The sequence below is a fragment of the Thalassospira sp. A3_1 genome, from assembly GCF_017744215.1.
GTDB lineage: Bacteria > Pseudomonadota > Alphaproteobacteria > Rhodospirillales > Thalassospiraceae > Thalassospira > Thalassospira lucentensis_A.
The window spans coordinates 405,620-432,585 of the sequence record NZ_JAGHQQ010000003.1 but is presented as its reverse complement, the minus strand read 5'-3'; the positions used below and the strand labels follow the sequence as shown (position 1 = coordinate 432,585).

The window sequence follows — 26,966 nt, the reverse complement described above, 5'->3', positions numbered from 1 at the left end:
TTCGATAGAACCAGACCTAGGTTTTCCAGACAAATCTGGTTAAAGGACACATGCTTTATTTTACGAAATGGAAAGCAGCACTGGTTCTTCTGGTGTGTGCTTTGGGCGTTATATACGCCGCACCGAATTTCCTGCCAAAGGGCACATTCGCGACGGATGCAAGCTATCTGCCGGGTAAACAGATCAATCTTGGTCTGGATTTGCGTGGTGGCTCGCACATGCTGCTTGAAGTTGATATCAACAGCGTCATTCGCGAGCGCTATGAGGCACTTGGCGATACGATCCGGTCAACCCTGCGCGAGGAACGCATTCGTTACCGTCCGCGGGATGCTGGCCTGAACGGGGCAGAGGTCACCGTGGTCAACGCCGACGAGGTTGAAAAAGCCCGCGATCTGATCCGTAATGTCGAACCCGATACCGTAATGAGCGGCGAGGGGAACAACATTATCGTTTCTTATACCGATCAAGCCCGTAAAGAGCTTGTTGATCGCGCAATCAGCCAATCGCTTGAAGTTGTTCGCCGTCGTGTGGACGAACTGGGCACGACCGAACCGTCGATCCAGCGTCAGGGTGAAGACCGCATTGTGGTTCAGGTTCCTGGTCTTGACGATCCGTCGCGTTTGCGTGCGATCCTTGGCCGCACCGCAAAGATGAACTTCCACCTTGTGAACGAGGAAAAGACCGCGTCCGAGGCGCGTGCCACGGGCCTGCCGCCGGGAACGATGATCCTGCCATCGGCCGATGCGGGTGACCGGGCTGCCGGTATCAACGAATATCTTATTGATCGCCGTGTCGTTGTCTCGGGGGACAACCTCGTTGATTCGCAGCCGACCTTCAACGAAGGCCGACCGGTTGTTTCGTTCCGCTTTGATGCCGCCGGTGGGGCACGTTTTGGCGATATGACGTCAAAAAATGCCGGTCGTCGACTGGCCATTATTCTTGACGGCGAGGTGATTTCGGCACCGCGGATCAACGAGCCGATCCTTGGTGGCAACGGTATCATTACCGGCCAGTTCAGTGTCCAGGAAGCCAACGATCTTTCGCTGCTGCTGCGTGCTGGTGCATTGCCGGCACCGATGCAGATACTTGAAGAACGTTCTGTTGGTCCGGGCCTTGGGCAGGATTCGGTCGAAGCCGGTGAAATTGCAGCGATCCTTGGTCTGGTCTTCGTCGTTGCCTTTATGGTGATCAGTTATGGCCGGTTCGGGGTCTATGCGGATATCGCGCTCTTGATCAACCTGATCCTTGTGCTGGCGGTGATGTCGGTCTTGCAGGCGACCCTGACCCTGCCGGGTATTGCCGGTATTGTTCTGACGGTTGGTATGGCGGTTGACGCGAACGTGCTGATTTTTGAACGTATCCGCGAGGAACGTAACAATGGCCGCACCATTATCAATGCGATTGATGCCGGTTATCGGAGTGCGATGTCGACAATTCTTGATGCCAACCTGACCACGCTGATTGCAGCGCTTGTGCTGTTCAGCTTTGGTTCCGGTCCTATCAAGGGATTTGCCGTGACACTTGCGATTGGCATTGTCACGTCGATGTTCTCGGCAATCTGGGTGACCCGACTGTTGATTGCGGTCTGGGTTAAACGCCGTCGCCCGACGGAACTGGTAATTTGAGGAAGGGAGCAGGAAGAATATGAAACCATTGCATCTTGTTCCGGACGACGTGAACGTCCCGTTCCTCAAGTTCCGGAAAATTTTCTATATCGTTTCGCTGGCCATGGTGCTGGTATCTGTTGGTTTGTTTTTGACCAAGGGGCTGAATTTCGGGATTGATTTCCGGGGTGGCATTCTGGTTGAGATCAAAACCGACGGTCCGGCCGATATTGGCGCGCTACGTGACAATCTTGGTTCGCTTGGTCTTGGCGATGTTTCTATCCAGGAATTCGGTGAGCCCGATGATGTTCTTATCCAGTTGCAGCGTCAGGACGGTGATGAACAGGCCCAGATGGCTGCGCTTGCCACAGTAACCAAGGCGCTTGGTGATGATGTTACCATTCGTCGCAGTGAACTGGTTGGGCCGAAAGTCGGTGACGAGCTCAAGGAAGCCGGGGTCTATTCGGTTGCCATATCGCTGCTGCTGATCATGATTTATATCTGGTTCCGATTCGAATGGCAGTTTGCCGTAGCGTCGGTTGTGGCGCTTCTGCATGACGTTCTGATCACGATCGGGTTCTTTGTCATCACCGGGGTTCAGTTTGATCTGGCAACCTTGGCGGCGGTTCTGACTGTTGCGGGTTATTCGATCAACGATACGGTCGTTGTGTTTGACCGTATTCGTGAATATCTCCGCAAGTTTCGCAAGATGGACATTCCCGATCTGCTGGATCTTTCGATCAATTCGACCCTGTCGCGTACCACTATGACCTCGTTTACCACTTTGCTGGCGCTGATCGCGTTGTTTGTGTTCGGTGGTGAAGCGATTCGCGGTTTCACGATGGCGTTGATTTTCGGTATTGTGATCGGGACTTATTCGTCAATCTGCGTAGCATCGCCATTGCTGATGGTGCTGCGTCTGCGCCGCAAGATCCCGGAAGGCGAAGAAACTCAGGAAGCGGGTGCCTGATCGCTCCGATCTGCTGAGAGACATTTACAAAAAGGCTGGGTTTGTGCAAAAACAACCCGGCCTTTTCTTTTGGCCCAATAAGGCAAGCGAGACCTTTGCAGGCTGAATAACCCTTTTGAAAACTGGTTCCAGCCTGTGGCGCAAAACGTCGACGCGACTAATGGTAATCGTGCAAATGTGCTTGGTAGCCTCTGGATGATGACGGCAATGGCGGCTTTCGCCGTCGAAGATGCATTTGTAAAGGCTGTTTCTGGATCGCATCCTGTCGGTCAGGTATTGATCCTGTTTGGTATTGGCGGTGCCGTTCTGTTTGCAATTATCGCCAAGGTGCAGAACAAGCGTTTGCTGGACCCTGCCGTTCTTTCGCGCCCGATGTGCATACGTATCGTGTTTGAGGTTGTCGGGCGTCTGTTTTATGTGCTTGCCCTTGCACTTACCCCTCTTTCTTCGACCACGGCCATTTTGCAGGCGACACCGCTTATCGTGGTTCTTGGTGCGGCGGTCATATTCGGGGAAAAGGTTGGGTGGCGAAGATGGCTGGCGATCTTTATCGGCTTGATCGGTGTCCTTATCATTCTTCGTCCAAGCGCGGATGGTTTTTCTGCGTTGTCGATGTTTGCTGTAATCGGGACAATCGGATTTGCCGGGCGTGATCTTGCCAGTCGTGCAGCGCCGATATCAATTGGAACAGCCATTCTTGGACTCTACGGTTTTATCGCCGTCATCATAGCTGGTATCGTATTTTCTGTTTGGGATGGAAAAGCTTTCACGACACCGGATGGTCAAAGCCTTTTCTATTTCGCGGGGGCGGTCATGATGGGAATTTTTGCCTATGCCGCCCTGATGAAGGCAATGCGCAGCGGCGATGTTTCATCGGTTACACCGTTCAGATATACAAGGCTTTTGTTCGGTCTTGCCTTGGGAGTATTCCTGTTCGGCGAGGAACTCGACATACCGATGTTGATCGGGTGTAGCATCGTTGTTCTTTCCGGGTTGTTTATTTTTAAAAAAGTAAATGCAGATGCGACTGCGCTGTAACACAGCTAACCCGAAGAAAATTCTAGGTTACGTCAAAAGGGAATAATATGTCTTTGGAAGTAAGTCCGCTGGTCGCCGAGGGCCGAAAAATCGTTACCAGCTATGGTGATGGCCTGTTTCGGTTTGGTGAGGAAACTGTCACCGGGTCGGTTTTGCTGTTTCCCAAGAATGTCTATTCCTGGCCTTATGCAAGTATTGATCAGCTTGATGTCGATGCCTTCAAGCGTGTCATTGATGCATCAGACGAGATCGATATTTTGCTGTTGGGCATGGGAAGTGGCATGAAACCGCTGCCGACTGAATGGCGTATTGCATTGCGCAAGTATGGTATCGTAATTGAGCCTATGGATACGGGGGCTGCGTGCCGAACCTATAACGTGCTGGTATCGGAAGCCCGCCGCGTTGCTGCGGCGCTAATTGCAGTTTGATCCTCACCAATCCTGCTACAAGTCGCGCAGTTTCATATATTCGTGCAACTGTGCGCGTACCGTCCTTACACTGGCAATAACAGCAGCCGGTCCGGGCGGATAGTCAGGCGGAAAGGCATCACCACATAAGAACAGGTTTCGCCAAGGGGGAGCCAACCGGTGGCGAAGGGCTGCGACGCCGGGGCTGAGTTCCGGAAACGGTGCTTCACAATCGACATAACTGAATGCCGGGCACTCGCCGTTGCTTTCGATTTTTGTGCGCTGGGACAGATCAAGATTTAAGTGCTGGTCACATAATTCCGTGACGCGTTGCCAGATGGTTGCTGCCAACTGATCCGCTGTTCCGTCACTTGGCAGGATCAGACTGCTGTTCATGCTGACCTGTATGTGACGCCGATTGCAATAGATCGCGCGCACCAGATCATCGTCAGCTAGAACGCAACATGGTTCGGCAAAGCTTTTACTGGCCTGAAAGACAAATGTTCGCCGATGAGCCGGGGCAGGTGGCATGCCGATATCCGGCACTGCATCGCAAAGCGGTCGTGGATGAAGGGCAAGTACCACAGCATCCTGTGGACGAACTTCAATCTGTTCATCACCGAAAAACAGGTCGGTCGCGAAATCCGCCGTACTGTCGATATCACCAAGTTCCATGCCACTGATGATGTCGCCACCGGCAGCGATAAAATGATCACGCAGGGCAGGCAGCGCAATATCATTCAGAATGATCGGATCAATAGCCGCGAAGGCATGACTCGCATTATGGCGCTGCATTTCCCGCAAAGTTGGCAGCAAGACACGCCCCAGCAACGAGGCCGAGCAATTATGTGCTGGCATCGAAAACAGGACTTCGGCCAACGTCGCAAGTGCATCCTGATGATAGGTCGCTCTTGGTGTCTGTTGGTTCTCGATGGTATCTGCGGCAATTCTGACATGTTGACGGACACGCCGGTCTTCGCTGGCATAGCGTGAAAACCATAAATTCCAGGCCGTGAACAACCGGGCAAAGATTGTTGGTCTGCGTGCTATCAAAGCTGCAGCAATACCATGATCAAGGTCAATGATGGTCGGGCTGCGTCTGGGATGTTTAAGACCGATAACCGCATGCGCCGGTCTTATCAGTTTTCGCGGTATTTCCGGCCACTGGGTGAAAAAATGCCGAACCAGATCTTCTGGATCATAGAAAATTTCGGGTTCGGCAACCTTATGGTCCTCGGGGGCGGTTTTCATCCCGCGTGTCCAGCGACTGGCAAATGGTTCGCCGGAATCGTAAAGCGTTACGGATACACCATCCTGCGCCATCTGAGTTGCAAGTGCTGACCCGGCCAGTCCGGCTCCAATGACATGAAGTCTTGGTGCAGCAAAGGATGCCATATGCCTGTCCTGTTTTAGTTGTTATACAGGGGCCGCAAGAAACAATCCGTAGCGGTAACCGTTAAGTCATTGTTTGAACGGAAACCTTAACAGCAGATTACACGTGAAGTCATGGATGAAATTACAACCGAGATTGACAGCCTGAACAGCGAAGTCATTGACCATATGACCAATTGGGTCGATATGCTGGGCGGCGGCGAAATCGGCAGATATGTTGTTGCTGGTGTTGTCCTGCTATTCGTACTGGTTCTGAAACGTGTTCTGGCTCACGGAGTAATTGGTGGGCTGCGGAAGCTGGCTCATCAGCGCAAACACAGCACCGCTGCCCATGTTCTGGATGCTTTCGAAGCCCCGGTTCAGCTTCTGGTTATTCTGGGCGGTGTGTATTTTGCCGTCGAAATCCTTGACCTGCCGAAAAATGTTGATGCCGTTCTGTTTGAATTGAACGGTATATTTGCGACTTTTTCGATTTTCTGGGCGTTGTTCAGATCGATAGAGCCGCTTGCCATGTCGTTCAACAATCTGGCAGGTCGTTTTGGTGGCGGTCTTGGCGACGATTTGCGCCAGTTCTTTATCCGGGCGGTCAAAACGTTGATCGTTGTGATCGGTGTTGTTGTCCTGCTGGAAAACTGGGGCATTGATGTTTCGGCGTTTCTGGGCGGTCTTGGTCTTGCCGGGATGGCTGTGGCGCTGGCTGCCAAGGATTCGGTCGCCAATATTTTCGGCGGGCTAACCATTCTTGCCGATAATCTTTACAAACGCGGAGACTGGATCGAAACGCCTCATTTCGAAGGGACCGTTGAGGTTGTCGGTCTTCGCGCGACCAAGGTGCGTACTTTTGCCAAGGCGTTGGTGACCATGCCGAATGCGCAGATTGTCGATTCCCCGGTGATCAATTGGTCACGAATGACCCATCGCCGGATCAAAATGGTGATCGGTGTCGAATACCGTACCACGGCCGATCAGATCGAAAAGATTGTCGAGGATATCCGTTCATTTCTGAAAAATGATGATGACGTCGCACAAACCAATGTTGCGCAGATGGTGCATTTATCCGATTTCGGGGCAAGTTCGATCAATATCGATCTGTATTACTTTACAACCACCACTGACTGGGTGAAATGGCGTGATATTCGCAATCGCCATATCATTGCATTCAAGCGTATTGTCGAGGATAACGACGCCGCGTTTGCCTTCCCGTCGCAGTCGCTTTATGTCGAAACCCTGCCGGAAAAAATGCCTGAAGACATGGCAAACAAAGCCAATAATGACCGTGCCAAAACAACGCGACAAATCGGATGATGCGCGATGACTGATACGCCAAAGCTTTCCTATTGCGCCGATTATGTTCGCCGGAATGACAAAGACCGTTTTTTATGCTCGCTATTTGCTGCCCCGGAAAAACGTGAAGGTCTTTTTACGCTTTACGCTTTTAATCAGGAAGTGTCCAAAACCCGTGAAATGGTTAGCGAAACCATGTTGGGACACATTCGGCTACAATGGTGGCGTGATACACTGGCGGAGATCGAGCAGGGCAAAATTCGTAAACACGAGGTTGTCGAGCCGCTGTCGGTTCTGATCCAGTCCGGACAGATTGAACCACGCGATCTGGAGATACTGATTGCGGCACGTGAATTTGACCTTGCCGACAAGGCACCGGCAAATCAGGCGGAGCTGGATCACTATATTGACCAGACTTCCGGGCATCTTGCCGTTATGGCCGCCGAGCTGCTTGGTGTAACTGATCACGATGCAAGGCATGCGGCGCGACTTTCCGGGAATGCTTATGGTTTGGTCGGGATTTTGCGTGCAATGGTTTTCCATGGGCGGGCGAAACGGATTTATCTTCCGCAGGACCGAATGGAACAATATGGTGTCGGGCAGGGGGATATTTTTGAGTTTCGCAAAACCGACGCTGTCAAATCATTGATACGTGAAATCGCCGATTTGGCGCAATACCGGATTGCCGAAGCCCGGAAGTTTCGAAAAAAACTGCCGTCAAATGCGTTAGCCGCGGCATTGCCGGTGGTTCTGGCGGATGGTTATTTGCGCAAGCTCGTAAAGGCCGGTTTTGATCCCTTCTGTGCCGAGTTTGGTCTTGCCCGTCCGGCAAGTTTCCGGCTGACCGTGAAGGCCATGCTGCATCGATACTGATTTCGTGCCCTAGATATTGGCAAAATCTCATCTAAATAGATGTAATGGATACAATATTTTCGTAAGGTCTGTGGTAGCGTTGCTTGAGCCTGTGGCCTATTGGCCTCAAACGGGGCTACGGACATGAACATAACGAGGTCGAACATGATGAATTTGCATGCACCGATGAAAGCTTTGGGGCTGTTTGGTGTGCTTTTGATCGTGTGGCTTGTCGTTCCAGCCCCGTGCCATGCCGGAAGTATTGGGCCGTTTGTCGGCGATTATCACGGAACGTCGATCTATAATGCCGAGGAAGAGCTTAAAGCGCGCGATCTCGATGTTAAGATTACGGAAACCGGCCGCGGATTTACCATCGATTGGTCAACTGTGATCCACAAGGCAGATGGTCGTGAAAAAAACGTATCGCTTAGCATCGAGTTTTATGCCACCGATCGCCCGGACATTTACGGCAGCGCAATGCGATCAGGCCTGTTTGGCAAACGTGTACCCAATGATCCTTTGCAGGGTGAACCGTTTGTCTGGGCGCGTATCGTTGACAAAACCCTGACCGTGCATGCGCTTTACATTACCGATGACGGTGGTTACGAAATGCAGGTCTATGAACGCAGTCTTGATGAAAATGGCGACATGGATTTGGTGTTCAAACGGTTCCGAGATGGGGAACCGATCCGCGATGTTACCGGCAAGCTCAAACGCCAGAGCAAGTACTAAATCGATAAAGGCCGCATCGGATGATGCGGCCTTGTTTTTTTATGCAGCGTTGATATCGGCAAGCCATTCGTCAAACAGCGGAATGGCGCGGTCGCTATAAAGTTTTTTGCGATCACGGCCCTTTACCCGTTTGGTCAGTTCAAGTTCCGGGAAAAGCCCGAAATTGACATTCATCGGCTGGAAGGTGCTTTCATCTGCACCGCCGGTGATATGGTTCAAAAGCGCACCCATCGCGGTTGCCAAGGGTGGGGTTGGGATGGATTTTCCTTGCTTTTCTGCCGTAGCAAAACGGCCAACCATCAAACCGACAGCGGCACTTTCCACATAACCCTCGCAACCGGTAATTTGCCCGGCAAAACGGATGTCGTTACGCGCCTTCAGGCGGAGCGTACCGTCCAACAGGCGAGGCGAGTTCAGGAAGGTGTTGCGATGAATGCCGCCAAGACGGGCGAATTCCGCATTTTCAAGCCCCGGGATCATGCGGAACACATCGGCCTGTGCGCCATATTTCAGTTTCGTCTGGAAACCGACCATGTTGTAGAGCGTGCCCAACGCATTGTCCTGGCGCAGTTGTACGATAGCGCGTGGTTTGCGGGTAGGATCATGCGGGTTTGTCAGGCCGACAGGCTTCATCGGGCCATGGCGAAGTGTTTCACGACCGCGCTCGGCCATAACTTCAATCGGTAGACAACCATCAAAATAGGGGGTGTCTTTCTCCCATTCTTTGAATTCGGTTTTATCGCCATCGATCAGGGCATCGATGAAGGCGTTGTATTGCTCTTCATTCATCGGGCAATTGATATAGTCCTTGCCATCGCCCTTGTCATAACGCGACTGGAACCATGCCTTGGAAAAATCGATGCTTTCCTTATAGACGATCGGGGCAATCGCATCGAAGAAGGCAAGGCTTTCCTCGCCGGTTACCTTGCGAATGTCTTCGGCCATTGCGCTTGAGGTCAGCGGGCCGGTTGCAATGATCGTGCTTTCCCATTCGACCGGCGGCAGGCCATCAACTTCGCCGCGTTCCATGGTGACCAACGGATGGTTCATCAGTGCATCAGTAACTGCCTGCGAGAAACCTTCGCGGTCAACCGCAAGGGCTGCACCAGCGGGGACCTTGTGCGCATCGGCACAGCGAATGATCAGCGATCCGGCACGGCGCATTTCATCATGGATCAGGCCGACCGCGTTATATTCCCTGTCGTCAGACCGAAACGAGTTGGAACAAACCAGTTCGGCACATTTGTCGGTGTGATGGGCGTCGGTTGGGCGGGTCGGCCGCATTTCATGCAAGATGACCGGAATACCGGCCTCGGCCAACTGCCAGGCGGCTTCGCTCCCGGCAAGACCGGCGCCGATGATATGAACGGGTTTGACCGTGCTCACGGTTGCGAACTCCTCAGTAAAACGGGGGTAAACTTTCTGGCACACACATAGCGGTGCTGATGGTTTGATTTCAAGTGAATTGCACCACTTCGCTGTCTCATATCACCCATGCGGCGACAAATTATTCACAAATTGTCCGCTACTGCGTCCTTGATCCCATACACATCCATCACAAGGACGGCATCATGAGCTATCCGCATCGACCCTATGGTTACGATCCGGCCCATTGCCCCGTGATGGGACTTGTTCCGATCCGGCGATCCCGACAGACGATGACGACTGACTGCATTCCTGATGCCGATGGCGGGAATAGTGCGCCAAACAAAGATGGTGCGAACCGAAACAGTTCTGCTGCGGCAATCGGACGGATCGCCTTTCCGTTTGGCGATATCGGCGCCAACAAGTTTGGCAGCGCTGATGTCGAGAACATGATTGATTACGTTGTCGCCACAAGGCAGGGATGGCGGGCCTCGCTTGTCATGCGGTCTTTTCTACGCTGGTGGCGCAGGGATGAGGGGCTTGATGACGATGCGCAGATGCGCAAAACATCAGATGCCATTGTCATGTTGCTGGCGCTCAATCAGGGACGTGACGGGTTTGTCCATGGCTACCTTTCCGACCTTTCTGGCGGGCGCGATCATCTGGACAGCACACAGCGAGCATTTTTCCGATCAATGCGTGTGGCCGCAATCGCACTTGCCCTGTCACCGATATTGCTTGTCGTTTCGGTGATGCTGTTTTTGCAGGCAGACCAGGTTGTTAGTACCGGGAATGGTAAGCTGTTCGGGTTCAGCTATGACCTTTTGTTTTTTGTCGGCAGTTTCGGCGCGATAGGGGCGCTGGTCAGCATGATGATGCGGTTGGGTAAGGATGTCGACTGGGCGGAAATGGAACCGGCGTCGGTTTTCTTCAATTTCCTGTTTCGACCCTGCCTTGGTTTTTGTTTTGCGCTGATCGTATTACTGGCACTGCGTGCCGGTATTCTGCCGATCCCGCTGGATCAGTTGCACAATATTTCCGACATGGACCAGATCGGAACGATCCCCGGTGCCGGACAGCAGATTTCCATCGTGCTGGTGCTGGCCTTCCTGTCAGGTTTTAGCGAACGGTTGAGTTCGGCACTGGTCAAACGGGTCGAGGATCGGGTCGAAGCGGGTTAGGGTGCCCGCTTCGTTTTACTGCACTATTTCAGGCCAAGATGACGTTTAAGGTATTTGCCGGTATAGCTTTCCTCGTTAGCCATAATAGCCTCGGGCGTGCCGGAACCAACCAGCTTTCCGCCACCATCGCCACCTTCGGGACCGATATCAATAATCCAGTCAGCGGTTTTGATGACATCAAGGTTATGTTCGATCACAACCACAGTGTTACCCTGATCGACAATAGTGTGCAGCACTTCCAAAAGCTTGCGAATGTCGTGGAAGTGAAGGCCCGTGGTTGGTTCGTCAAGGATATAAAGTGTGCGGCCTGTTGCGCGTTTTGACAGCTCCTTGGCCAGCTTTACGCGCTGTGCCTCGCCGCCTGAAAGTGTTGTTGCCTGCTGACCTAGATGGATGTAGCTCAACCCCACCTGTTTCAGAGTTTCCATCTTGTCGCGAATGGACGGAACTGCCTTGAAGAAATCGGCACCTTCTTCAACTGTCATGTCAAGAATGTCAGATATCGATTTGCCTTTAAAAGATATTTCCAGCGTTTCACGGTTATATCGTTTGCCCTTGCACTGATCACAGGTGACGTAAACGTCGGGTAGGAAGTGCATTTCGATCTTGATCACACCATCGCCCTGACAGGCTTCACACCGTCCGCCCTTGACGTTGAACGAGAAACGCCCGGGCTTGTAACCGCGCGTTTTGGCTTCGGGTAATTGCGCAAACCAGTCACGGATCGGTGTAAAGGCCCCGGTATAGGTCACGGGGTTGGAACGCGGGGTTCTGCCAATCGGGCTTTGATCGATATCGATGATTTTATCGATATGTTCGATGCCGGTAATGGTGTCATGCGCACCGGGATGATTGCGCGCATTGTGCATCCGTTTGGCTAGCGCCTTATACAGCGTCTCAATAACAAGGCTGGACTTGCCGCCGCCTGAAACACCGGTAACGCAGATAAATTTGCCAAGCGGGAACTCGGCGTCAACATTTTGCAGGTTGTTGGCGCGTGCCCCCTTGATCGCAATCGACTTACCATTGCCTTTGCGACGTTCCTTGGGAACGGCGATCTGTTCGACCCCGACAAGATACTTGCCGGTCAGGCTATTTGGGTTTTGCTGGATCTGTTCAGGGGTTCCTTCGGCAACAATCCGTCCGCCATGGATCCCGGCACCCGGACCCATATCGACGACATAATCGGCGGCACGAATGGCGTCTTCGTCATGTTCGACAACCAAGACGGTATTACCCAGATCGCGAAGACGTTTCAGGGTATCAAGCAACCGATCATTGTCGCGCTGATGCAGGCCGATGGATGGTTCATCCAGAACATAAAGGACACCGGTCAGGCCCGACCCGATCTGCGACGCCAGTCTGATACGCTGGCTTTCGCCGCCCGAGAGGGTGCCAGATGTGCGTGACATCGACAGATAATCCAGCCCGACATCGCGCAGGAATCGCAGGCGATCATTGATTTCACGCAGGATACGTCGCGCGATTTCGGTTTCTTTTTCATTCAGTTTGCCTTCAAGCGCCTGGAACCAGTCGGCAGCCTTGCCAATCGAAAGGTCGGTAATTTCCGAAATCGTGCATTTATCGATCTTTACGGCCAGCGCTTCGGGTTTCAGGCGATGACCTTCGCAGGTCGGACAGCTTGAAACCGTCTGGTATTTCGACAGTTCGTCGCGTGCCCACTGGCTATCGGTTTCGCGCCAGCGGCGCGACATGTTGGGAATGACACCTTCGAACGGGCGCGATACCTTGTAGCTGCGCGAACCGTCATCATAGGTCACCGTGACGTCTTCATCACCCGAACCATACAGGATGATGTCCTGTGCTGTTTTCGTAAGCTTTTCCCATGCGACATTGGTTTTGAAGCCGAAATGCTTGGCAACTGCGCGCAACGTTTGCAAATAATATTTCGACGTGGTGCTGGCCCAAGGCGCAACAGCGCCATCATCAAGGCTTTTGCCTTCGTCGGGAACGACCAGTTCCGGGTCGAATTCCATCTGGGTGCCAAGACCATCACAGGCCGGGCAGGCGCCAAACGGATTGTTGAACGAGAACAGGCGCGGTTCGATTTCCTCAATCGTGAACCCGGAAACCGGGCAGGCGAATTTTGCCGAGAACACGGTTGTTTCGCCGGTTTTGGCATCTTCGGTCAGGACGATACCATCTGTCAGTTCAAGGGCAGTTTCAAAGCTGTCTGCAAGTCGGGTTGCAATCCCGTCCTTGACGATCAGGCGGTCCACGACCACCGAAATGTCGTGTTTGAGTTTTTTGTTCAGCTCCGGCGCTTCGTCGATGTCATACATTTCGCCATCGATCTTGACGCGCTGGAAACCACGCGTGCGCAAATCGCGTAGTTCCTTTTTGTATTCCCCTTTGCGGCCACGGACAAACGGTGCCAACAGATAAAGTCGCGTGCCTTCGGGCATTTCCATAACGCGGTCAACCATCTGTGATACGGTCTGACTGACAATCGGAAGACCGGTTGCCGGGGAATAGGGAATGCCGACGCGCGCCCAAAGAAGACGCATATAATCATAAATCTCGGTAACCGTTCCCACGGTCGAACGCGGGTTGCGCGATGTGGTTTTCTGTTCGATGGAAATGGCAGGAGACAAGCCGTCGATATATTCAACATCGGGCTTCTGCATCAGTTCAAGGAACTGGCGCGCATATGCTGACAGGCTTTCGACATAACGACGCTGTCCTTCGGCATAAATCGTATCGAACGCCAGCGAACTTTTACCCGACCCAGACAGACCGGTGATCACCACCAGAGAATCGCGGGGCAGTTCAACATCGATATTTTGCAGGTTATGTTCTTTCGCACCGCGAACCGAAATTTTCGTCAGCATGTCGGGCCTTTTGTTCCTGTAATGTTCGGGAAAAGGTATAGAGGAGCCAAACCTGATACGCAAGCGCACCCCTGACAGTTCCTGTCAGTATCTGTCAGGAGTAGTTTGTTTTTGTCGTAGCGCAAGACAATGCAAGAAAAAACCCGCCGGACAAACCGGCGGGTTAATCTGGCTTTTGCAATCCTGAACGATCAGCCTTTAGTAACCGAACGACCGGTTGCCCCAAGATCCTTGAAAGCTTCTTCGAGGCGGGCTGCCATCGAAAGTTCGGCTTCGCGGACCCAGACGCGCGGATCGTACTGTTTTTTGTAGGGCTGATCGGTATCCGGATCGACCTGATACTTGAACGCACGTGCGTTGGCTTCGACATATTCACCAACCGGGCGCGAATAGGCGAACTGGGTATCGGTATCGATATTCATCTTAAAGACGCCATAGCCGACTGCTTCTTCGATTTTTTCTTTTTCCGAACCCGAACCGCCATGGAACACGAAGTCCAGCGGACGGTCGCCAAGATTATGCTTTTCCGAAACGTATTTCTGGGATTCCAGAAGGATTTCCGGACGAAGTTTTACGTTACCCGGTTTGTAAACGCCATGAACGTTGCCGAATGCCGCCGCGACCGAGAAATGGCCAAGCGGAGCAAGACGGCGATATGCTTCTTCGACTTCTTCGGGACGGGTATAAAGACGCGGATCGATTTCCTCGACACTGGTGTCAAGATCATGGCCGATGCCGTCTTCTTCACCGCCGGTCACGCCAAGTTCAATTTCCAGGCTCATTTCGATTTTGGCCATGCGTTTGAGGAATTCTTCGCAAGTCGACAGGTTGTCTTCGAGCGATTCCTCGGACAGGTCCAGCATGTGGGAGCTGTAAAGCGCCTTGCCGGTTTCGGCATAGGCCTTTTCGCTCCATTTCAGCATTTCATCGACCCACGGAACGAATTTCCGGTTTGCGTGATCGGTATGCATGACGACAGCAACACCATAATACTCAGCCATCAGCTGGGCATGACGTGCTGCCGATACAGCGCCCACGACACGGGCTGCTGCAGCGTCCTTGATGCCCTTGCCGGCAAAGAACTGTGCACCGCCATTCGAAAGCTGAATGATGATGTCAGAACCGGCATTTGCAGCGGCTTCAAGGGCTGCATTCATCGTGCTGGACGATGTGATATTGACGGCGGGAAGGGCGTAACCGTCCTGCTTGCAGGCAGCGACAAGATCACGGTAGGCAGAACCGGTAACAACACCGGGTTTAACGGAAGGCATGTGGGTACTCCTCCTGGGGGTCAGAGTATTATTGTTTCCCCCGTGCGTACCGACTGATCCGCAGCGAGGGCGATCCGTAAGGAGCCCAATGCATCTTCCATATGCTGCGTAAGGTCAAGGTTTTCCGTTATAGACTTTAGGAAAAATTGCTGTTCACGCAGACACAGGCCGTCATGATCGGGCTCGTTGTCTGTGCGGATGATTTCGTCAGATTGTGTAAATTTTCCGGCAGCATCTGTGGCAGCATGGTGAAGCTTTAAGGCATTCGTCTTTGTATGAGTGTCGATATCAGCCGAACCGGCACCTTTCTCTTCAACGTCGGTGATGGAAACGCAACCCTTGGGTCCGATCACATCTTTGACGAAAAAGGCGGTTTCGCTGATCATCGGGCCCCAACCGGCCTCGTACCAGCCAACCGATCCGTCATCAAAGCGCACCTGCAATTGGCCATAGTTATACATTTCTGGTGCAACTTCGTCAGACAGACGTACGCCGATGGCACTGACCGATACCGGTTTCGCGCCGGTCATCAGGCACATCATATCCAGATAATGCACGCCGCAATCAACAATCGGGGAAACACTGTTAAGCAACCGTTTGTGGGTTTCCCAAAAGGCGCCGCTGCTTTGCTGGTTCAGGTTCATGCGCATGACCAGCGGCTTGCCAAGTGTCTTTGCAACTTCAACGAATTTTGCCCAAGACGGATGATGGCGAAGGATATAGCCAATCACCAGCTTCCGATCATACTTTTTGGCGGCATTTACTACACGTTTGGCATCTTCGGCGGTCGCTGCCAATGGCTTTTCAATGAAGACATGCGCCCCGGCCTCGAATGCGGCGATGGCAAAATCAGCATGGGTTTCGGTATAGGTATTGATCGAAACCGCATCAGGTTTTGTTTGTGCCAGCACAGTGTGAAAATCGGTAAATTGCGGGTAGGCAGCAAAGCCATCCGGAAGGTTTTCTGCCGGGATTTCGGAGCGTGCACAAAGTCCGACAATTTCGTAGCCGTCAAGCGCATGATAGGCCTTTGCATGCGATAATCCCATATTGCCAAGACCGACGACAAGGATACGAACCGGCTTCATGCTGTGCCTCCTGATAAGTTTTTAATGCTTTGTTATGCTGAGATTATTCTGCGCCCTTGATCCAACTGCGCGTGACGTTGTAGTCATCATCAAACAGGATCATATCGGCCTGATAGCCCGGTGCGATGCGCCCCATGACGTCATCAAGTTTCAGGAATGCGGCCGGATACAGGGATGCCATGCGAAGGGCTTCACCAAGATCAATGCCGACCATTTCAACGCAGTTTTTAACCGCGGCGATCATATCGAGGTCTGATCCAGCCAATGTACCGTCAGCCAATGCGCAGCGACCATCGGTGGCAATGATTTCCTCGCCGCCCAGAATAAAGCATTTTTCATCTGCCCCAACGGTTGGCATGGCATCGGTTACCAGCATGATCTTGCCTTTTGCCTTGGCGTGAATGGCAACTTTCAGTACTGCTGGATGCACGTGATAGCCATCAGCAATCAGGCCGCACCAAGTGTTGTCATCGGCCATCGCTGCACCGGCAACACCGGGTTCACGGTGGGTCATCGGGCTCATGGCATTAAACAAATGCGTGAAGCCCCGCATGCCTTCGGCAATGGCAGCCTGCATGTGGCTATAAGTGCCCGCAGTATGACCGGCGCAAACCAGAACGCCACGATCGGCCAGCTTTTTAATTGTGCCTTTGGCGGCCTTTTCCGGAGCCATGGTCACCAGAACGCGGCCATTGGGCAGGCGGGTCAGAAGGTCAATCGCGTCATCTTCCATCGGGCGGATGATACTGGCGTCATGCACACCTTTGCGCTCGGCATTCAGATACGGACCTTCAAGATGAATGCCGACAATACCTGGAATGTTCTGATTGATTGCATCGGTGACGGCCTTAATCGCGGATTCCATTTTGTCGCGGTGATCGGTGATCAGGGTCGGTAGCATGGCCGTTGTGCCATATTTGCGATGACCTGCCATGATCGCGCGAATGCCGTCGACATTCGGTTCGTCATTCAGCAATACACCGCCGCCGCCATTGACCTGAACATCGATAAGGCCTGGTGCAAGTGTCTGATCTTTCGCATCAATCACGTTGATGTTTTCAGGGATATCACGGCTTTCGACAATCGCATTGACCTTACCGTTCCGAATAATGACAGCTTTGCGGTGATGGAAATCTGTACCGTCAAAGATACGTGCATTGGTAATGGCAAAATCGGTCATCAGTGCGTCTCCGTGACTTTGGACAGGTGTGGCGGCGCATCAGGATTGCAACCACGTTCCAGAGCAACATGTTCTGCCAGCGTATAGAATGTCTGGATCATCGCGATGGGGGCCAGAAGCGGGTGGATATCCTCGACCACCGGAAGATGACCTTTGACATCGGCATGGCCGGTTTCGGCCGCAAACAGGTTATCGGTTTTCGCCCGCATTTCTTCGAGGAAACCCTCGACACTTTCGCGCGACGCATCCTGTTGGGAAAAGACAAGCAACGGAAAATCCTTGGTCACCAGTGCCATCGGGCCGTGTTTGACCTCGGCCGCGCTAAAAGCTTCGGCGTGCAGGCCGCTGGTTTCCTTGAATTTAAGGGCAGCTTCCTGTGCAATGGCAAAAGCAGGGCCGCGACCGATCACATAAAGACCGTCTGATTTTGCAATCGCATCGGCAGCATCAAGCCAATCCTTGCCAAGCGCCTTTTCAAGTGATGCGGGCAAGGTGACAAGTGCCTTGTTGAATGCCGGATCCTGCGTCCATCCGCCAACGATCTGTGCGATGGCAGACAATGTTGCGATATAGGATTTGGTCGCGGCAACACTGGTTTCAGGGCCTGCTATCAGCGGAATGACGTGATCGACCGTATCGGCCAACGGGGAATCGGTCACATTGACCAATGCAACCGTGCGGGCACCGGCATCACGGGCGGCCACGGCATTTTTAACCAGATCAGGACTTTTGCCCGATTGGGATACGGCAATGAACAGGGCGTCCTTGCTGGCAATCGACCGGTTATAAATCGAAACAATAGACGGGGCCGCTGATACCACGGGAATGCCAAGCTGGCTTTCGATCAGGTATTTTGCATAAAGCGTTGCGTGGTCGGAACTGCCGCGTCCGCAGGTCACGACGAATTTCGGCGGATTGGCGCGCAGATCAGAAACCAGAGCATCAATTGCAGCCTTGTTGTGATCAAGCTGCTTGGCAACGACGGCCGGGGCTTCGGCCAGTTCGCGGCCCATCTGGGTTTTTGGAGTCCAGCGTGTGCTCATATCCGTGGTTTCCTTAAAGCTTTTTGAGGTGGCGCAAGACGAGATAATTGTCAGCGTGCGTCGACCTGCATTTCGGCAATAAAGTCGTAACTGTCGCCGCGATAATAGGAACGGGTGAATTCGACCGGTGTGCCGTTGGCAAGGAAGGAACGCCGTTCGATATAAAGGGCGGCACTGCCATCGGGCACGCCAAGGATTTTGGCGGTTTCCCCGTCAAACAATTCGGCTCGTAGACGCTGAAGCGCGCGTTCCGGCTTTTTGCCGTATTTTGCCAGCGCATCATAAAGCGACTTTTCGACTTCATCGGGGCTTGGCAGAAAAGCCCTTGGCACGACCGCATATTCAAGTGCCATTGGTTTTTCATTGGCTGTACGCAGGCGCCGTAGCCGGGTTACTTCGGTGCCGGGCGACAGGTTTAACGCCATAGCTTCTTCGGGCGACGCATGACCAAGGGTCTTTTCAATCCAGACTGCCCCCGGGTTCATGCCGCGTGTGATCATGTCCTCGGTGAAGGAGGTCAGGCGTGACAATGCCTGTTCAACACGTGGGGCAACAAAGGTTCCTGCGCCATGACGCTGGACAAGGACGCCTTCCTCGACAAGGGCCCGCATCGAATTGCGAACGGTAACGCGTGAAATGCCAAGTTCATTGGCTAGGTCGCGTTCACTTGGCAGCGCATCGTCTACTTTCAGGATACCATCATCAATAACGGCCTTGATGGCCGTCTGCAGGCGGCGATAAAGCGGGCCATGACCGATATTTTCGATGTCTCGGGCACGCAGGCTTGCAATGACGTCGGCTGTACTGATCATGCGTGCACCTTTTGATGTTTCCTGGCCATCAGGATTGCCCCATGCAGGGCATCGTTTTGCGCCGGAACCAGATCGAACCGGATATCATCGGGCATGCGTTTTGCCATTTGTTCGGCAAGCCCCCCCATCAAACTCAGCCGTTTTGCCCCAAATTCCTGAAGCTTGTGCAGGATGTTGCGATTGGCGGTTACGGCGACATTGATAATGCCGGCAGCAATGGTGTCACCATGGCTGTCGGCATCGAAAACCATCGGGCAAAATGCGCCATAATCCGCTGGTCGGGCCTTCTCGGCGAAGGCAACGATTTCTTCGGGACTGTTATGGAAATGCAACATGATGGTGCGTGTCAGTTCGGATGACGGAGCTAAATCCTCGTGGGCGAGCAGGGCGGTTTCGATGGCTGTTCTCCCAATACGGGCACCGCTTCCGATATCGGAAATTTCAAACCCCCAACCGGCAAGCGCCAGTTCGCGACCGGCAACAATCGCTTGGCCACAGGTGCCGGTTCCGACTATCAGAATAGCACCGTCTGCGCCATCATGTGCGCCAAGACACGCGGTATAGGCATCGGTCGCAAAACAAACACTGGCAAACGGGTGAGCATAGGATTCGGCAAGTTTGCGTTCGCGCTCTAACGGTAATCCGGCCAGTCCAAGGCCGGCATGCAAATCCGAAAGGCGACGATCCGAAAGCCCGGCTTGTTCGAGTGCCATGGTTGCTGCAGCAATGATTTCGCCAAAGACATGATCGATTCCAAGGCGGGTATTCGCACCACCTCGCACGGCTTCACCAAGTATGGCGCCTGCATCATTTACAATGCGTGCGCGGCAGCGCGTGCCGCCACCATCAATGCCAAGGTAAAGCTTTTCTTTTTGTGCGTTTTGCATTCCGACCATCCCTAACTGATGGGATCATAGCAGAGTGGTATCTTAAAAAGCAATACCAATATAAATCCACTAATGTTGTTTCTGGTCCCATTTTGGCATTATGCTGATGAAGCCGATGCCACAGTAATAAATTGAAAATGCCTTTCATCTATTTGAAAATAAGTAAAATATGAGGTGAAGCTATGTAAATTTCGGGGTGTGTGCAGGAAGTGCCTTGCCTTGCTGGTATCATAATGGTATTTAATTGGTGGAGGGAGATTGGAAAATGGCATCACGCACCGAAGAATTTGATATGCGCTTTGCCGGGTTGGATCAGTGGTCCGACGCCGATTTCCTTATGGCTTTGTGGGAAGGCCAGATGCGCGCGGTCGCATCGCTAGGGCCGGTCCTGACGGATCTGGCGACAGCCGCAAACGGGATAGCAGGTCGCCTGGGGGGCGGCGGGCGTCTCGTTTATGTTGGTGCCGGAACTTCCGGCACGGTGGCATGGCAGGATGCCAAGGAACTTGGTGGAACGTTTGGCTGGCCTGAAGACATGACCATCGTCATGTTGGCCGGTGGCTTGCAAAGCGAGCCGGGCGTATTCAATTCCGCCGAAGACGATACCAAAGCGGCCGAAGACGAGATTACCCGACATTGCATAAGTGAAGGTGACGCGGTTATTGCCGTCGCCGCCAGCGGCTCGACGCCTTATACATTGTACGCGGTTGAACTGGCGCGCAAGCGCGGTGCTTATACAGTTGGTCTTTGCAACAACCCCGATGGCAAACTTTTGACCGCGGCAGCGTGCGGTATCTTTCTTGATAGTGCGCCCGAAGTTATTGCTGGTTCAACCCGCATGGGGGCAGGGACCGCGCAGAAGGCCGCCATCAATATCCTTTCATCGCTTGTCATGAACAAGCTTGGGCGTCTTTTCGACAACCTGATGGTCGGCATGCGTGCCGAAAACATCAAGTTACATGGTCGCGCGATCCGCATTACCAGCCATATTGCCGGTTGTGATGGGCAGAAGGCCGAAAGCGCCCTTGAAAAAGCACAGTTTGATATCCGCATCGCGGTCCTGATTGCCAAAGGGCACGAGGCCGCGAAAGCCAAAGAAATTCTTGCGATGTTTAACGGAAATCTCCGGGCAGCGCTTGAGTATAAGGACTGACATCTGCAGAGATAGTAGTCCACCGACATTGATCAGAGGAGGCATAAATGTCGAATAAAGTGTTTGCAAAAGGCCTGGCAGCGGCTCTGGCGGCAAGTGTCGCCCTGGTTCCGTTGATGGCATCTGCTGGCGAACTCGTGATCGAGAGCTGGCGTAACGACGATATCGATATCTGGAATGATCAGATTATTCCGGCCTTTAACAAGGAACATCCGGAAATTAAGGTGACTTTCTCGCCGACCCCGCCGACCGATTACAACGCGCTGATCAATGCGAAATTCGCTGGCGGCACGGCTGGCGATCTGATCACGTGCCGTCCGTTCGATGCGTCGCTTGAGCTTTACAAGCAGGGCAATCTTGCACCGCTTGACGATATCGCAGGCATGGACAATTTCTCTGATGTTGCGAAATCCGCATGGCAGACGGATGACGGTTCTGTCACTTTCTGCCTGCCGATGGCATCGGTTATTCACGGCTTCATCTATAACAAGGAAGCCTTTGAGGCAGCCGGTGTAGAAGTGCCGAAGACTCGCGAAGAATTCTATGCTGCCCTTGATAAAATCAAGGAAGAAGGTAGCTATATCCCGATGGCAATGGGGACTGCCGATCAGTGGGAAGCCGCCACCATGGGCTTCCAGAACATTGGTCCGAATTACTGGAAGGGCGAAGAGGGCCGCAAAGCCCTGATCGACGGCAGCCAGAAATTCACCGATAAGCCGTATGTTGACACCTTTACCGAACTGGCAAGCTGGGCAAACTACCTCCCGGACGGCTATGAGGCCATTTCCTATCCGGATGCGCAGAACCTGTTCTCGCTTGGCCGTGCGGCTGTCTATCCGGCCGGTTCCTGGGATATTTCGCTGTTTAACAGCCAGGCCGAATTTGAGTTCGGCGCATTTCCGCCGCCTCCGGCAGAAGGTTCGGACACCTGCTATATCAGCGACCACACCGATATCGCGCTGGGCTTGAATGCTAAATCGCCGAATGCCGCCGAAGCAAAAGTCTTCCTCGAATGGATGACCGGTTCGGAATTTGCGTCGCTTTACTCCAACGCGCTTCCGGGCTTCTTCTCGTTGTCGAACCACAAGGTCGAAATCACCGATCCGGTTGCCAACGAGTTCGTGAGCTGGCGTCAGAAATGCGAATCAACCATTCGTAACTCGTATCAGATTTTGTCGCGTGGCACGCCGAACCTTGAAAACGAACTGTGGAATATTTCCGCACAGGTTATCAACGGAACTGTTACTCCGGAAGAAGCCGGCAAATCCGCCGAAGCCGGGCTTGCGAAGTGGTATGCGCCGCATCAGTAAGACCTGACTACAGATGGCAGGTGACTTCTTGCGCCTGCCATCCTTGTATCTACCGGGTATCTTGCAGTTTCGAACATCACGCCGATTGACAAACGGGGCGGACAGGACTGCAATCAGGCGCTCAGATGAACGCTTTCGACCGGGGACGCGTTCCCCGTACGCTTAATCTCAGAAAGACAGGATAAGGTATGGCGCATTCCGGGCCCATGACCGATTGGCGCAAGGCAAAACTGCCTGTGTTTGCCTTTCTGGCACCAGCGACGATCATCTACACATTGTTCATGATCTATCCGCTGATCGATTCCATTCGCCTCAGTTTTTATGCCACGCCAAACGGCGGGGAAATGGCCTTTGTCGGTTTCGATAACTATCGAACCATTCTGGGCGATCCGGACTGGTCTGCGACGTTTTGGAACAGTTTCTGGAACAATATGAAATTCTTTGCGGTTCACATGCTGGTTCAGAACCCGATCGGGATCGCGCTTGCAGGCATTTTGAGCCTGCCGCAACTGAGGTTCCGCAACACCTATCGCACGATGATGATCATGCCGACCATGCTGTCGGTGGTGATTGTCGGTTTCATCTGGCAACTGATCCTGAGCCCTGTATGGGGTGTTGGCGTCGATATCCTTGATATTTTCGGCCTGAAATCGCTGTTTGGTCCGTGGCTTGGCAAGGAAGGTTCGGCCCTGATAACGCTTTCCTTTATCTCGGTCTGGCAGTGGGTCGGTATTCCGCTGATGCTGATTTATGCGGCACTTCTGGCGATCCCCGACGATCTTGTCGACGCGGCAATTGTCGACGGCGCAACCCATTTCGAGGTGTTCCTGCATATTAAGCTGCCGCTGGTTCTGCCGACGGTTGCGATGGTATCGATCCTGACATTTGTTGGTAATTTCAATGCGTTCGATCTGATTTATGCTGTAAAGGGTGCGTTGGCGGGACCGAATTTCTCGACCGACATCATGGGTACGCTGTTCTATCGCACATTCTTTGGCTACCAGTTGCAGCTTGGCGATCCAAGCCTTGGTGCCACTGTTGCCTCGCTGATGTTTCTGATCATTCTTGCCGGTGTTCTTTTCTATCTGTTCGCCGTGCAGCGCCGTCTGGCGCGCTACCAGCTGTAAGGAGGCGGCAAGATCATGGTGACTAAAAATATCCGTCGTGAAGACATGTCGCGTGCCGTGATCGTGCATGCGATCCTGCTGACCTACACGCTGGTGGCGCTGTATCCGATCTTTCTCGTGATCATCAACGCCTTCAAATCCCGCAAGGGGATTTTTAGCGCCCCGATGAGCCTGCCGAACGCTGAAACCTTCAGCCTTGAAGGCTTCACCAAGGTTCTGGCGAGATCAAATTTCGAGCTGTTTTTCTTTAACAGCTTCACCGTCACGGTCGTTACCATCGTTATTGTTCTGCTGCTTGCTTCCATGGCGGCCTGGGCGCTTTCGGAATACAAGTTTCCCGGCAATACCTGGCTTGCGCTTTATCTGGCGGTTGGCATCATGGTGCCGATCCGGTTGGGCTCGGTTTCGATCCTGAACCTGATTGTTGAATTGGGCCTGATCAATACGCTGACAGCACTTATCCTTGTCTATGTCGCGCAGGGATTGCCGTTGGCGATCTTTATCCTGACCGAATTCATGCATCAGATACCCAAGGATTTGAAAGAAGCCGCCCGTTGCGACGGGGTTGGTGAATTCAAGATTTTCTTTGCGGTTATCCTGCCGCTGATCCGGCCGGCCGTGGCAACGGTCGCGGTATTTACCATGATCCCGATCTGGAATGACCTTTGGTTCCCGCTGATCCTGGCGCCGGGTGATGGCAAGCAAACCATCACGCTGGGGATCCAGCAATTCATTGGACAGTATGTGACCGACTGGAACGCGGTTCTGGCATCGTTGAGCCTCGCGATCATTCCGATCCTGATCCTTTATCTGATTTTCTCCCGACAACTCATTCGCGGCCTGACATCTGGCGCGGTGAAATGAGTATTGGTGTGACAGGAGCTTACTTAAATGGCTGATTTGAAACTTGACCAGATACGCAAAAGCTATGGCGCTGTTGATGTGCTGCATGGCATCGATCTGGATGTTAAGGACGGCGAGTTTGTCGTCTTTGTGGGACCGTCGGGTTGCGGAAAATCGACGTTGCTTCGCATTATCGCCGGTCTGGAAGACATCACCGGTGGTGATCTGATGATCGGTGGGGACGTCGTGAATACCAAAAGCCCGCGCGACCGCGGGATTGCCATGGTGTTCCAGTCCTATGCGCTTTATCCGCATATGACGGTTTACAAGAACATGGCGTTTGGCCTGAAACTGGCCAATCACGACAAGGCCGCAATTGATCAGCGCGTGCGCGAGGCCGCCCGCATTCTGCAACTGGACCAGCTTCTGGATCGCCGTCCGTCTGAATTGTCGGGTGGACAGCGCCAGCGCGTGGCGATCGGCCGCGCGATTGTTCGCCAACCGAAAGTATTCCTGTTTGACGAACCGCTATCGAACCTTGATGCTGCATTGCGTGTGCAGACCCGCATCGAGATTGCCAAGCTGCATCAGGAACTGAAGTCGACGATTGTCTATGTCACGCATGATCAGGTCGAAGCGATGACGCTGGCCGACAAGATCGTTGTGATGAATGCCGGCAATGTCGAGCAGGTCGGATCGCCGATGCAACTTTATCATCATCCGCAAACACGCTTTGTTGCCGGTTTTATCGGATCGCCTGCAATGAATTTCACAACGGTTCATATTGATGCCGTCGAACAGGGCAAGGTAACCGTTACCGTGCCGGGAGGCGCCAAGGCTGTTCTGCCGTTTGACGTGCCTGCAGGTGATGTCGGCAAGGATGTCGAACTGGGGGTCCGGCCGGAGCATCTTTCACCGGGTGAGCAGGGGGATTTGTCGATTTCCGGCGAGGTCGATGTTGTCGAGAAGCTCGGCGACTCTACCTATCTGTACCTTAAGCTGGCGAACGGGGATCGCTTCACAGTTCGCGCGCCTGGCCACAGCCGTATTAAAATTGGCGAAATTATCAGTGCAGCAGCCGAAGCCGGGGCTTCTCATCTGTTTGATGCCAACGGAAAGGCCTATGACAAGCTTCAATGCCCAGCGGAATATAGTGCCGATGAATAGGGCTTAGCTTCCAGATGTTTAGATATGAAGGGGCTGCCGGTTTGGCGGCCCCTTTTTTATTCGCAAACAGATACCTTTCAGTGCTGAAACCCGGAAAAATTGTTGCAGAAGTTTAACTTGCGGAAAGTCTGGTTTCACAGCGAGAATTGAAATGAATTGTTCAAAAGAATGCAAAATGATCGATTTTGCTTTCGTTTCAACAAAGTTTCTTGCGATACTGGTGCGGTCCCGGAACGTTTGCAATGTCACAGAATACATTGACGCCGGACAGGGGAAGTGCCGTCACGTCAACAGAGAGGTAAAATAATGTCGAAAAAGCATGGCGCACTGCGCGGTTCTCTGCTTGGGCTTACCGCCCTTGCCGGAATGGTGATGCTTGGCCAAACCGCACAGGCCGAAGAACTTCGGTTGCTGACCTGGGGTGGGTATGCACCTGATGACGTCGTCGAGATGTTTGAAAAAGAGACGGGCATCGACGTTGAAGTCACGCTTTCGAACAACGAAGACATGATTTCCAAGTTGCGTGCAACGGGTGGTGGCGGTTTTGATCTCGCCCAGCCGTCACAGGACCGCATTTCAGGTGCACAGCTTGAATACGGCATTTATAAGCCGATCGACCTTTCCAAGATTGATGCCGCCAAATTCATTCCGTCGATGCTTGAAGCAACCAAGAAAAACACCACGCTTGAGGGCGAGGTTTATGGTGTTCCGCATGTCTGGGGCACCAGCGGCCTGATCGTTGACACTTCCAAGGCTGGTGACGTCAAGGATTATACCGATCTTTGCAATGCCGACATTTCTGGCAAGGTTTCCTATCGCCTGAAACGTCCGACACTGATCGGATTTGCCTTTGCAATGGGGATGGACCCGTTCGCGGCTTATGGCGACGAAGCGAAGTATCAGGAAATTCTTGATGCTGTTGAAAAGAAACTGGTCGAATGCAAACCGAACGTCAAAACCTACTGGGAAGGGGGCGATGCGCTTCTGAACCTTGTGCGTTCGGGCGAAGTGGTTGCTGCAATGGCATGGGATACCGGTGGCTGGAAGCTCAATAACGACAACGCCGATATCACGTTTGTTGCCCCGGCATCTGGTGCGCTGGGCTGGATCGATACCTTCGTGCTGCCGCGCAAATCCGAAAACGAAGATGCCGCTTACAAGTGGATCAATTTCGTTATGCAACCTGAAATTGCTGCGAAAATTACGGCAAGTGCCGGTAACTTTACCGCATCGAAAGGTGCAGACGAGTTTGCCGATGACAAGCTGAAGGCACAGTTCCAGAGCAGCTTCCCGGCCGAAGCCCTTGATAATATTAAATGGTATCCGACAGTTCCTGCAGGTTTGGAAACCCTTGAAGGCAAAACGCTTGACCGTGTGAAAGCAGCACAGTCCTAAGCCAAGATGTTCT

23 protein-coding genes are annotated in these 26,966 nt (G+C 53.0%); 14 read left to right on the top strand and 9 right to left on the bottom strand.

What is annotated here, in order from left to right:
• The first annotated feature begins 50 nt into the window (after positions 1-50).
• From secD to J7395_RS15440, 4 genes are all read left to right on the top strand, one after another.
• Entirely contained in the window at positions 51-1,625 is a 1,575-nt protein-coding gene (secD, locus tag J7395_RS15455) for a protein translocase subunit SecD (protein WP_062959952.1), read from the top strand.
• 19 nt (positions 1,626-1,644) lie between these two features.
• Positions 1,645-2,574: a protein translocase subunit SecF gene (secF, locus tag J7395_RS15450; protein WP_062959951.1), complete on the top strand. Its 930-nt coding sequence runs from the start codon at positions 1,645-1,647 to the stop codon at positions 2,572-2,574.
• Between the two features lie 135 nt (positions 2,575-2,709).
• Positions 2,710-3,612, top strand: coding sequence for a DMT family transporter (locus J7395_RS15445; protein WP_348541235.1), 903 nt, complete (start codon positions 2,710-2,712; stop codon positions 3,610-3,612).
• A 47-nt stretch (positions 3,613-3,659) separates the two neighbouring features.
• Positions 3,660-4,040: an Mth938-like domain-containing protein gene (locus J7395_RS15440; protein ID WP_209222185.1), complete on the top strand. Its 381-nt coding sequence runs from the start codon at positions 3,660-3,662 to the stop codon at positions 4,038-4,040.
• Between the two features lie 15 nt (positions 4,041-4,055).
• On the opposite strand, the gene J7395_RS15435 is transcribed toward J7395_RS15440, so the two are convergent.
• A complete protein-coding gene (locus J7395_RS15435; protein ID WP_209222183.1) occupies positions 4,056-5,414 on the bottom strand; it encodes an NAD(P)-binding protein in 1,359 nt (452 codons plus the stop codon).
• A gap of 111 nt (positions 5,415-5,525) precedes the next feature.
• Between J7395_RS15435 and J7395_RS15430 the strand changes: the two genes are divergently transcribed.
• The 3 genes from J7395_RS15430 (at position 5,526) to J7395_RS15420 (ending at position 8,279) form a co-directional block, all read left to right on the top strand.
• Positions 5,526-6,716 (top strand): mechanosensitive ion channel family protein, encoded by a 1,191-nt coding sequence (locus tag J7395_RS15430; protein ID WP_209222181.1) that lies wholly within the window; start codon positions 5,526-5,528, stop codon positions 6,714-6,716.
• Positions 6,717-6,722: 6 nt separating this feature from the next.
• Entirely contained in the window at positions 6,723-7,568 is an 846-nt protein-coding gene (locus J7395_RS15425) for a phytoene/squalene synthase family protein (RefSeq protein WP_209222179.1), read from the top strand.
• 144 nt (positions 7,569-7,712) lie between these two features.
• Positions 7,713-8,279 carry a hypothetical protein gene (locus tag J7395_RS15420; RefSeq protein WP_062960031.1) on the top strand — a complete coding sequence of 189 codons (567 nt, stop codon included), beginning with the start codon at positions 7,713-7,715 and terminating at the stop codon, positions 8,277-8,279.
• A gap of 39 nt (positions 8,280-8,318) precedes the next feature.
• Here the strand turns inward: J7395_RS15420 and trmFO are convergent, their stop codons facing one another.
• On the bottom strand, positions 8,319-9,665 hold the full coding sequence (gene trmFO, locus J7395_RS15415) for a methylenetetrahydrofolate--tRNA-(uracil(54)-C(5))-methyltransferase (FADH(2)-oxidizing) TrmFO (protein WP_209222177.1): 1,347 nt from the start codon (positions 9,663-9,665) through the stop codon (positions 8,319-8,321).
• Between the two features lie 185 nt (positions 9,666-9,850).
• On the opposite strand from trmFO, the gene J7395_RS15410 reads away from it, so the two are divergent.
• Positions 9,851-10,825: a hypothetical protein gene (locus J7395_RS15410; RefSeq protein WP_247742197.1), complete on the top strand. Its 975-nt coding sequence runs from the start codon at positions 9,851-9,853 to the stop codon at positions 10,823-10,825.
• A 23-nt stretch (positions 10,826-10,848) separates the two neighbouring features.
• Here J7395_RS15410 and uvrA read toward each other — a convergent pair whose 3' ends face one another.
• The 7 genes from uvrA to J7395_RS15375 form a co-directional block, all read right to left on the bottom strand.
• The gene (uvrA, locus tag J7395_RS15405) at positions 10,849-13,677 is read right to left on the bottom strand and encodes an excinuclease ABC subunit UvrA (RefSeq protein WP_209222173.1); all 2,829 of its coding nucleotides are present in this window, start codon (positions 13,675-13,677) and stop codon (positions 10,849-10,851) included.
• A 191-nt stretch (positions 13,678-13,868) separates the two neighbouring features.
• Complete coding sequence (gene fbaA / locus J7395_RS15400) at positions 13,869-14,948, bottom strand: class II fructose-bisphosphate aldolase (RefSeq protein WP_209222171.1); 1,080 nt, start codon at positions 14,946-14,948, stop codon at positions 13,869-13,871.
• Between the two features lie 20 nt (positions 14,949-14,968).
• The gene (locus tag J7395_RS15395; protein ID WP_209222169.1) at positions 14,969-16,036 is read right to left on the bottom strand and encodes a Gfo/Idh/MocA family oxidoreductase; all 1,068 of its coding nucleotides are present in this window, start codon (positions 16,034-16,036) and stop codon (positions 14,969-14,971) included.
• 43 nt (positions 16,037-16,079) lie between these two features.
• On the bottom strand, positions 16,080-17,216 hold the full coding sequence (gene nagA, locus J7395_RS15390; RefSeq protein WP_209222167.1) for an N-acetylglucosamine-6-phosphate deacetylase: 1,137 nt from the start codon (positions 17,214-17,216) through the stop codon (positions 16,080-16,082).
• Entirely contained in the window at positions 17,216-18,259 is a 1,044-nt protein-coding gene (locus J7395_RS15385) for an SIS domain-containing protein (RefSeq protein ID WP_209222165.1), read from the bottom strand. Before J7395_RS15385 ends, nagA begins: the two co-directional genes overlap by 1 nt.
• 50 nt (positions 18,260-18,309) lie before the next feature.
• Positions 18,310-19,071 carry a GntR family transcriptional regulator gene (locus tag J7395_RS15380; protein ID WP_062948914.1) on the bottom strand — a complete coding sequence of 254 codons (762 nt, stop codon included), beginning with the start codon at positions 19,069-19,071 and terminating at the stop codon, positions 18,310-18,312.
• Positions 19,068-19,958 carry a BadF/BadG/BcrA/BcrD ATPase family protein gene (locus tag J7395_RS15375; RefSeq protein WP_209222164.1) on the bottom strand — a complete coding sequence of 297 codons (891 nt, stop codon included), beginning with the start codon at positions 19,956-19,958 and terminating at the stop codon, positions 19,068-19,070. The genes J7395_RS15380 and J7395_RS15375 overlap by 4 nt, the downstream gene beginning before the upstream one ends.
• A gap of 265 nt (positions 19,959-20,223) precedes the next feature.
• Between J7395_RS15375 and J7395_RS15370 the strand changes: the two genes are divergently transcribed.
• From J7395_RS15370 to J7395_RS15345, 6 genes are all read left to right on the top strand, one after another.
• Positions 20,224-21,111 carry an N-acetylmuramic acid 6-phosphate etherase gene (locus tag J7395_RS15370; RefSeq protein ID WP_209222162.1) on the top strand — a complete coding sequence of 296 codons (888 nt, stop codon included), beginning with the start codon at positions 20,224-20,226 and terminating at the stop codon, positions 21,109-21,111.
• A gap of 47 nt (positions 21,112-21,158) precedes the next feature.
• Entirely contained in the window at positions 21,159-22,421 is a 1,263-nt protein-coding gene (locus J7395_RS15365; RefSeq protein WP_209222161.1) for an ABC transporter substrate-binding protein, read from the top strand.
• 188 nt (positions 22,422-22,609) lie between these two features.
• Positions 22,610-23,548 carry a sugar ABC transporter permease gene (locus J7395_RS15360; RefSeq protein ID WP_097050265.1) on the top strand — a complete coding sequence of 313 codons (939 nt, stop codon included), beginning with the start codon at positions 22,610-22,612 and terminating at the stop codon, positions 23,546-23,548.
• A 15-nt stretch (positions 23,549-23,563) separates the two neighbouring features.
• Positions 23,564-24,412 carry a carbohydrate ABC transporter permease gene (locus J7395_RS15355; protein WP_247742196.1) on the top strand — a complete coding sequence of 283 codons (849 nt, stop codon included), beginning with the start codon at positions 23,564-23,566 and terminating at the stop codon, positions 24,410-24,412.
• A 27-nt stretch (positions 24,413-24,439) separates the two neighbouring features.
• A complete protein-coding gene (ugpC, locus tag J7395_RS15350) occupies positions 24,440-25,558 on the top strand; it encodes a sn-glycerol-3-phosphate ABC transporter ATP-binding protein UgpC (protein WP_209222159.1) in 1,119 nt (372 codons plus the stop codon).
• Between the two features lie 306 nt (positions 25,559-25,864).
• Positions 25,865-26,953 carry an extracellular solute-binding protein gene (locus J7395_RS15345; protein ID WP_114110188.1) on the top strand — a complete coding sequence of 363 codons (1,089 nt, stop codon included), beginning with the start codon at positions 25,865-25,867 and terminating at the stop codon, positions 26,951-26,953.
• The last annotated feature ends 13 nt before the right edge of the window (positions 26,954-26,966 follow it).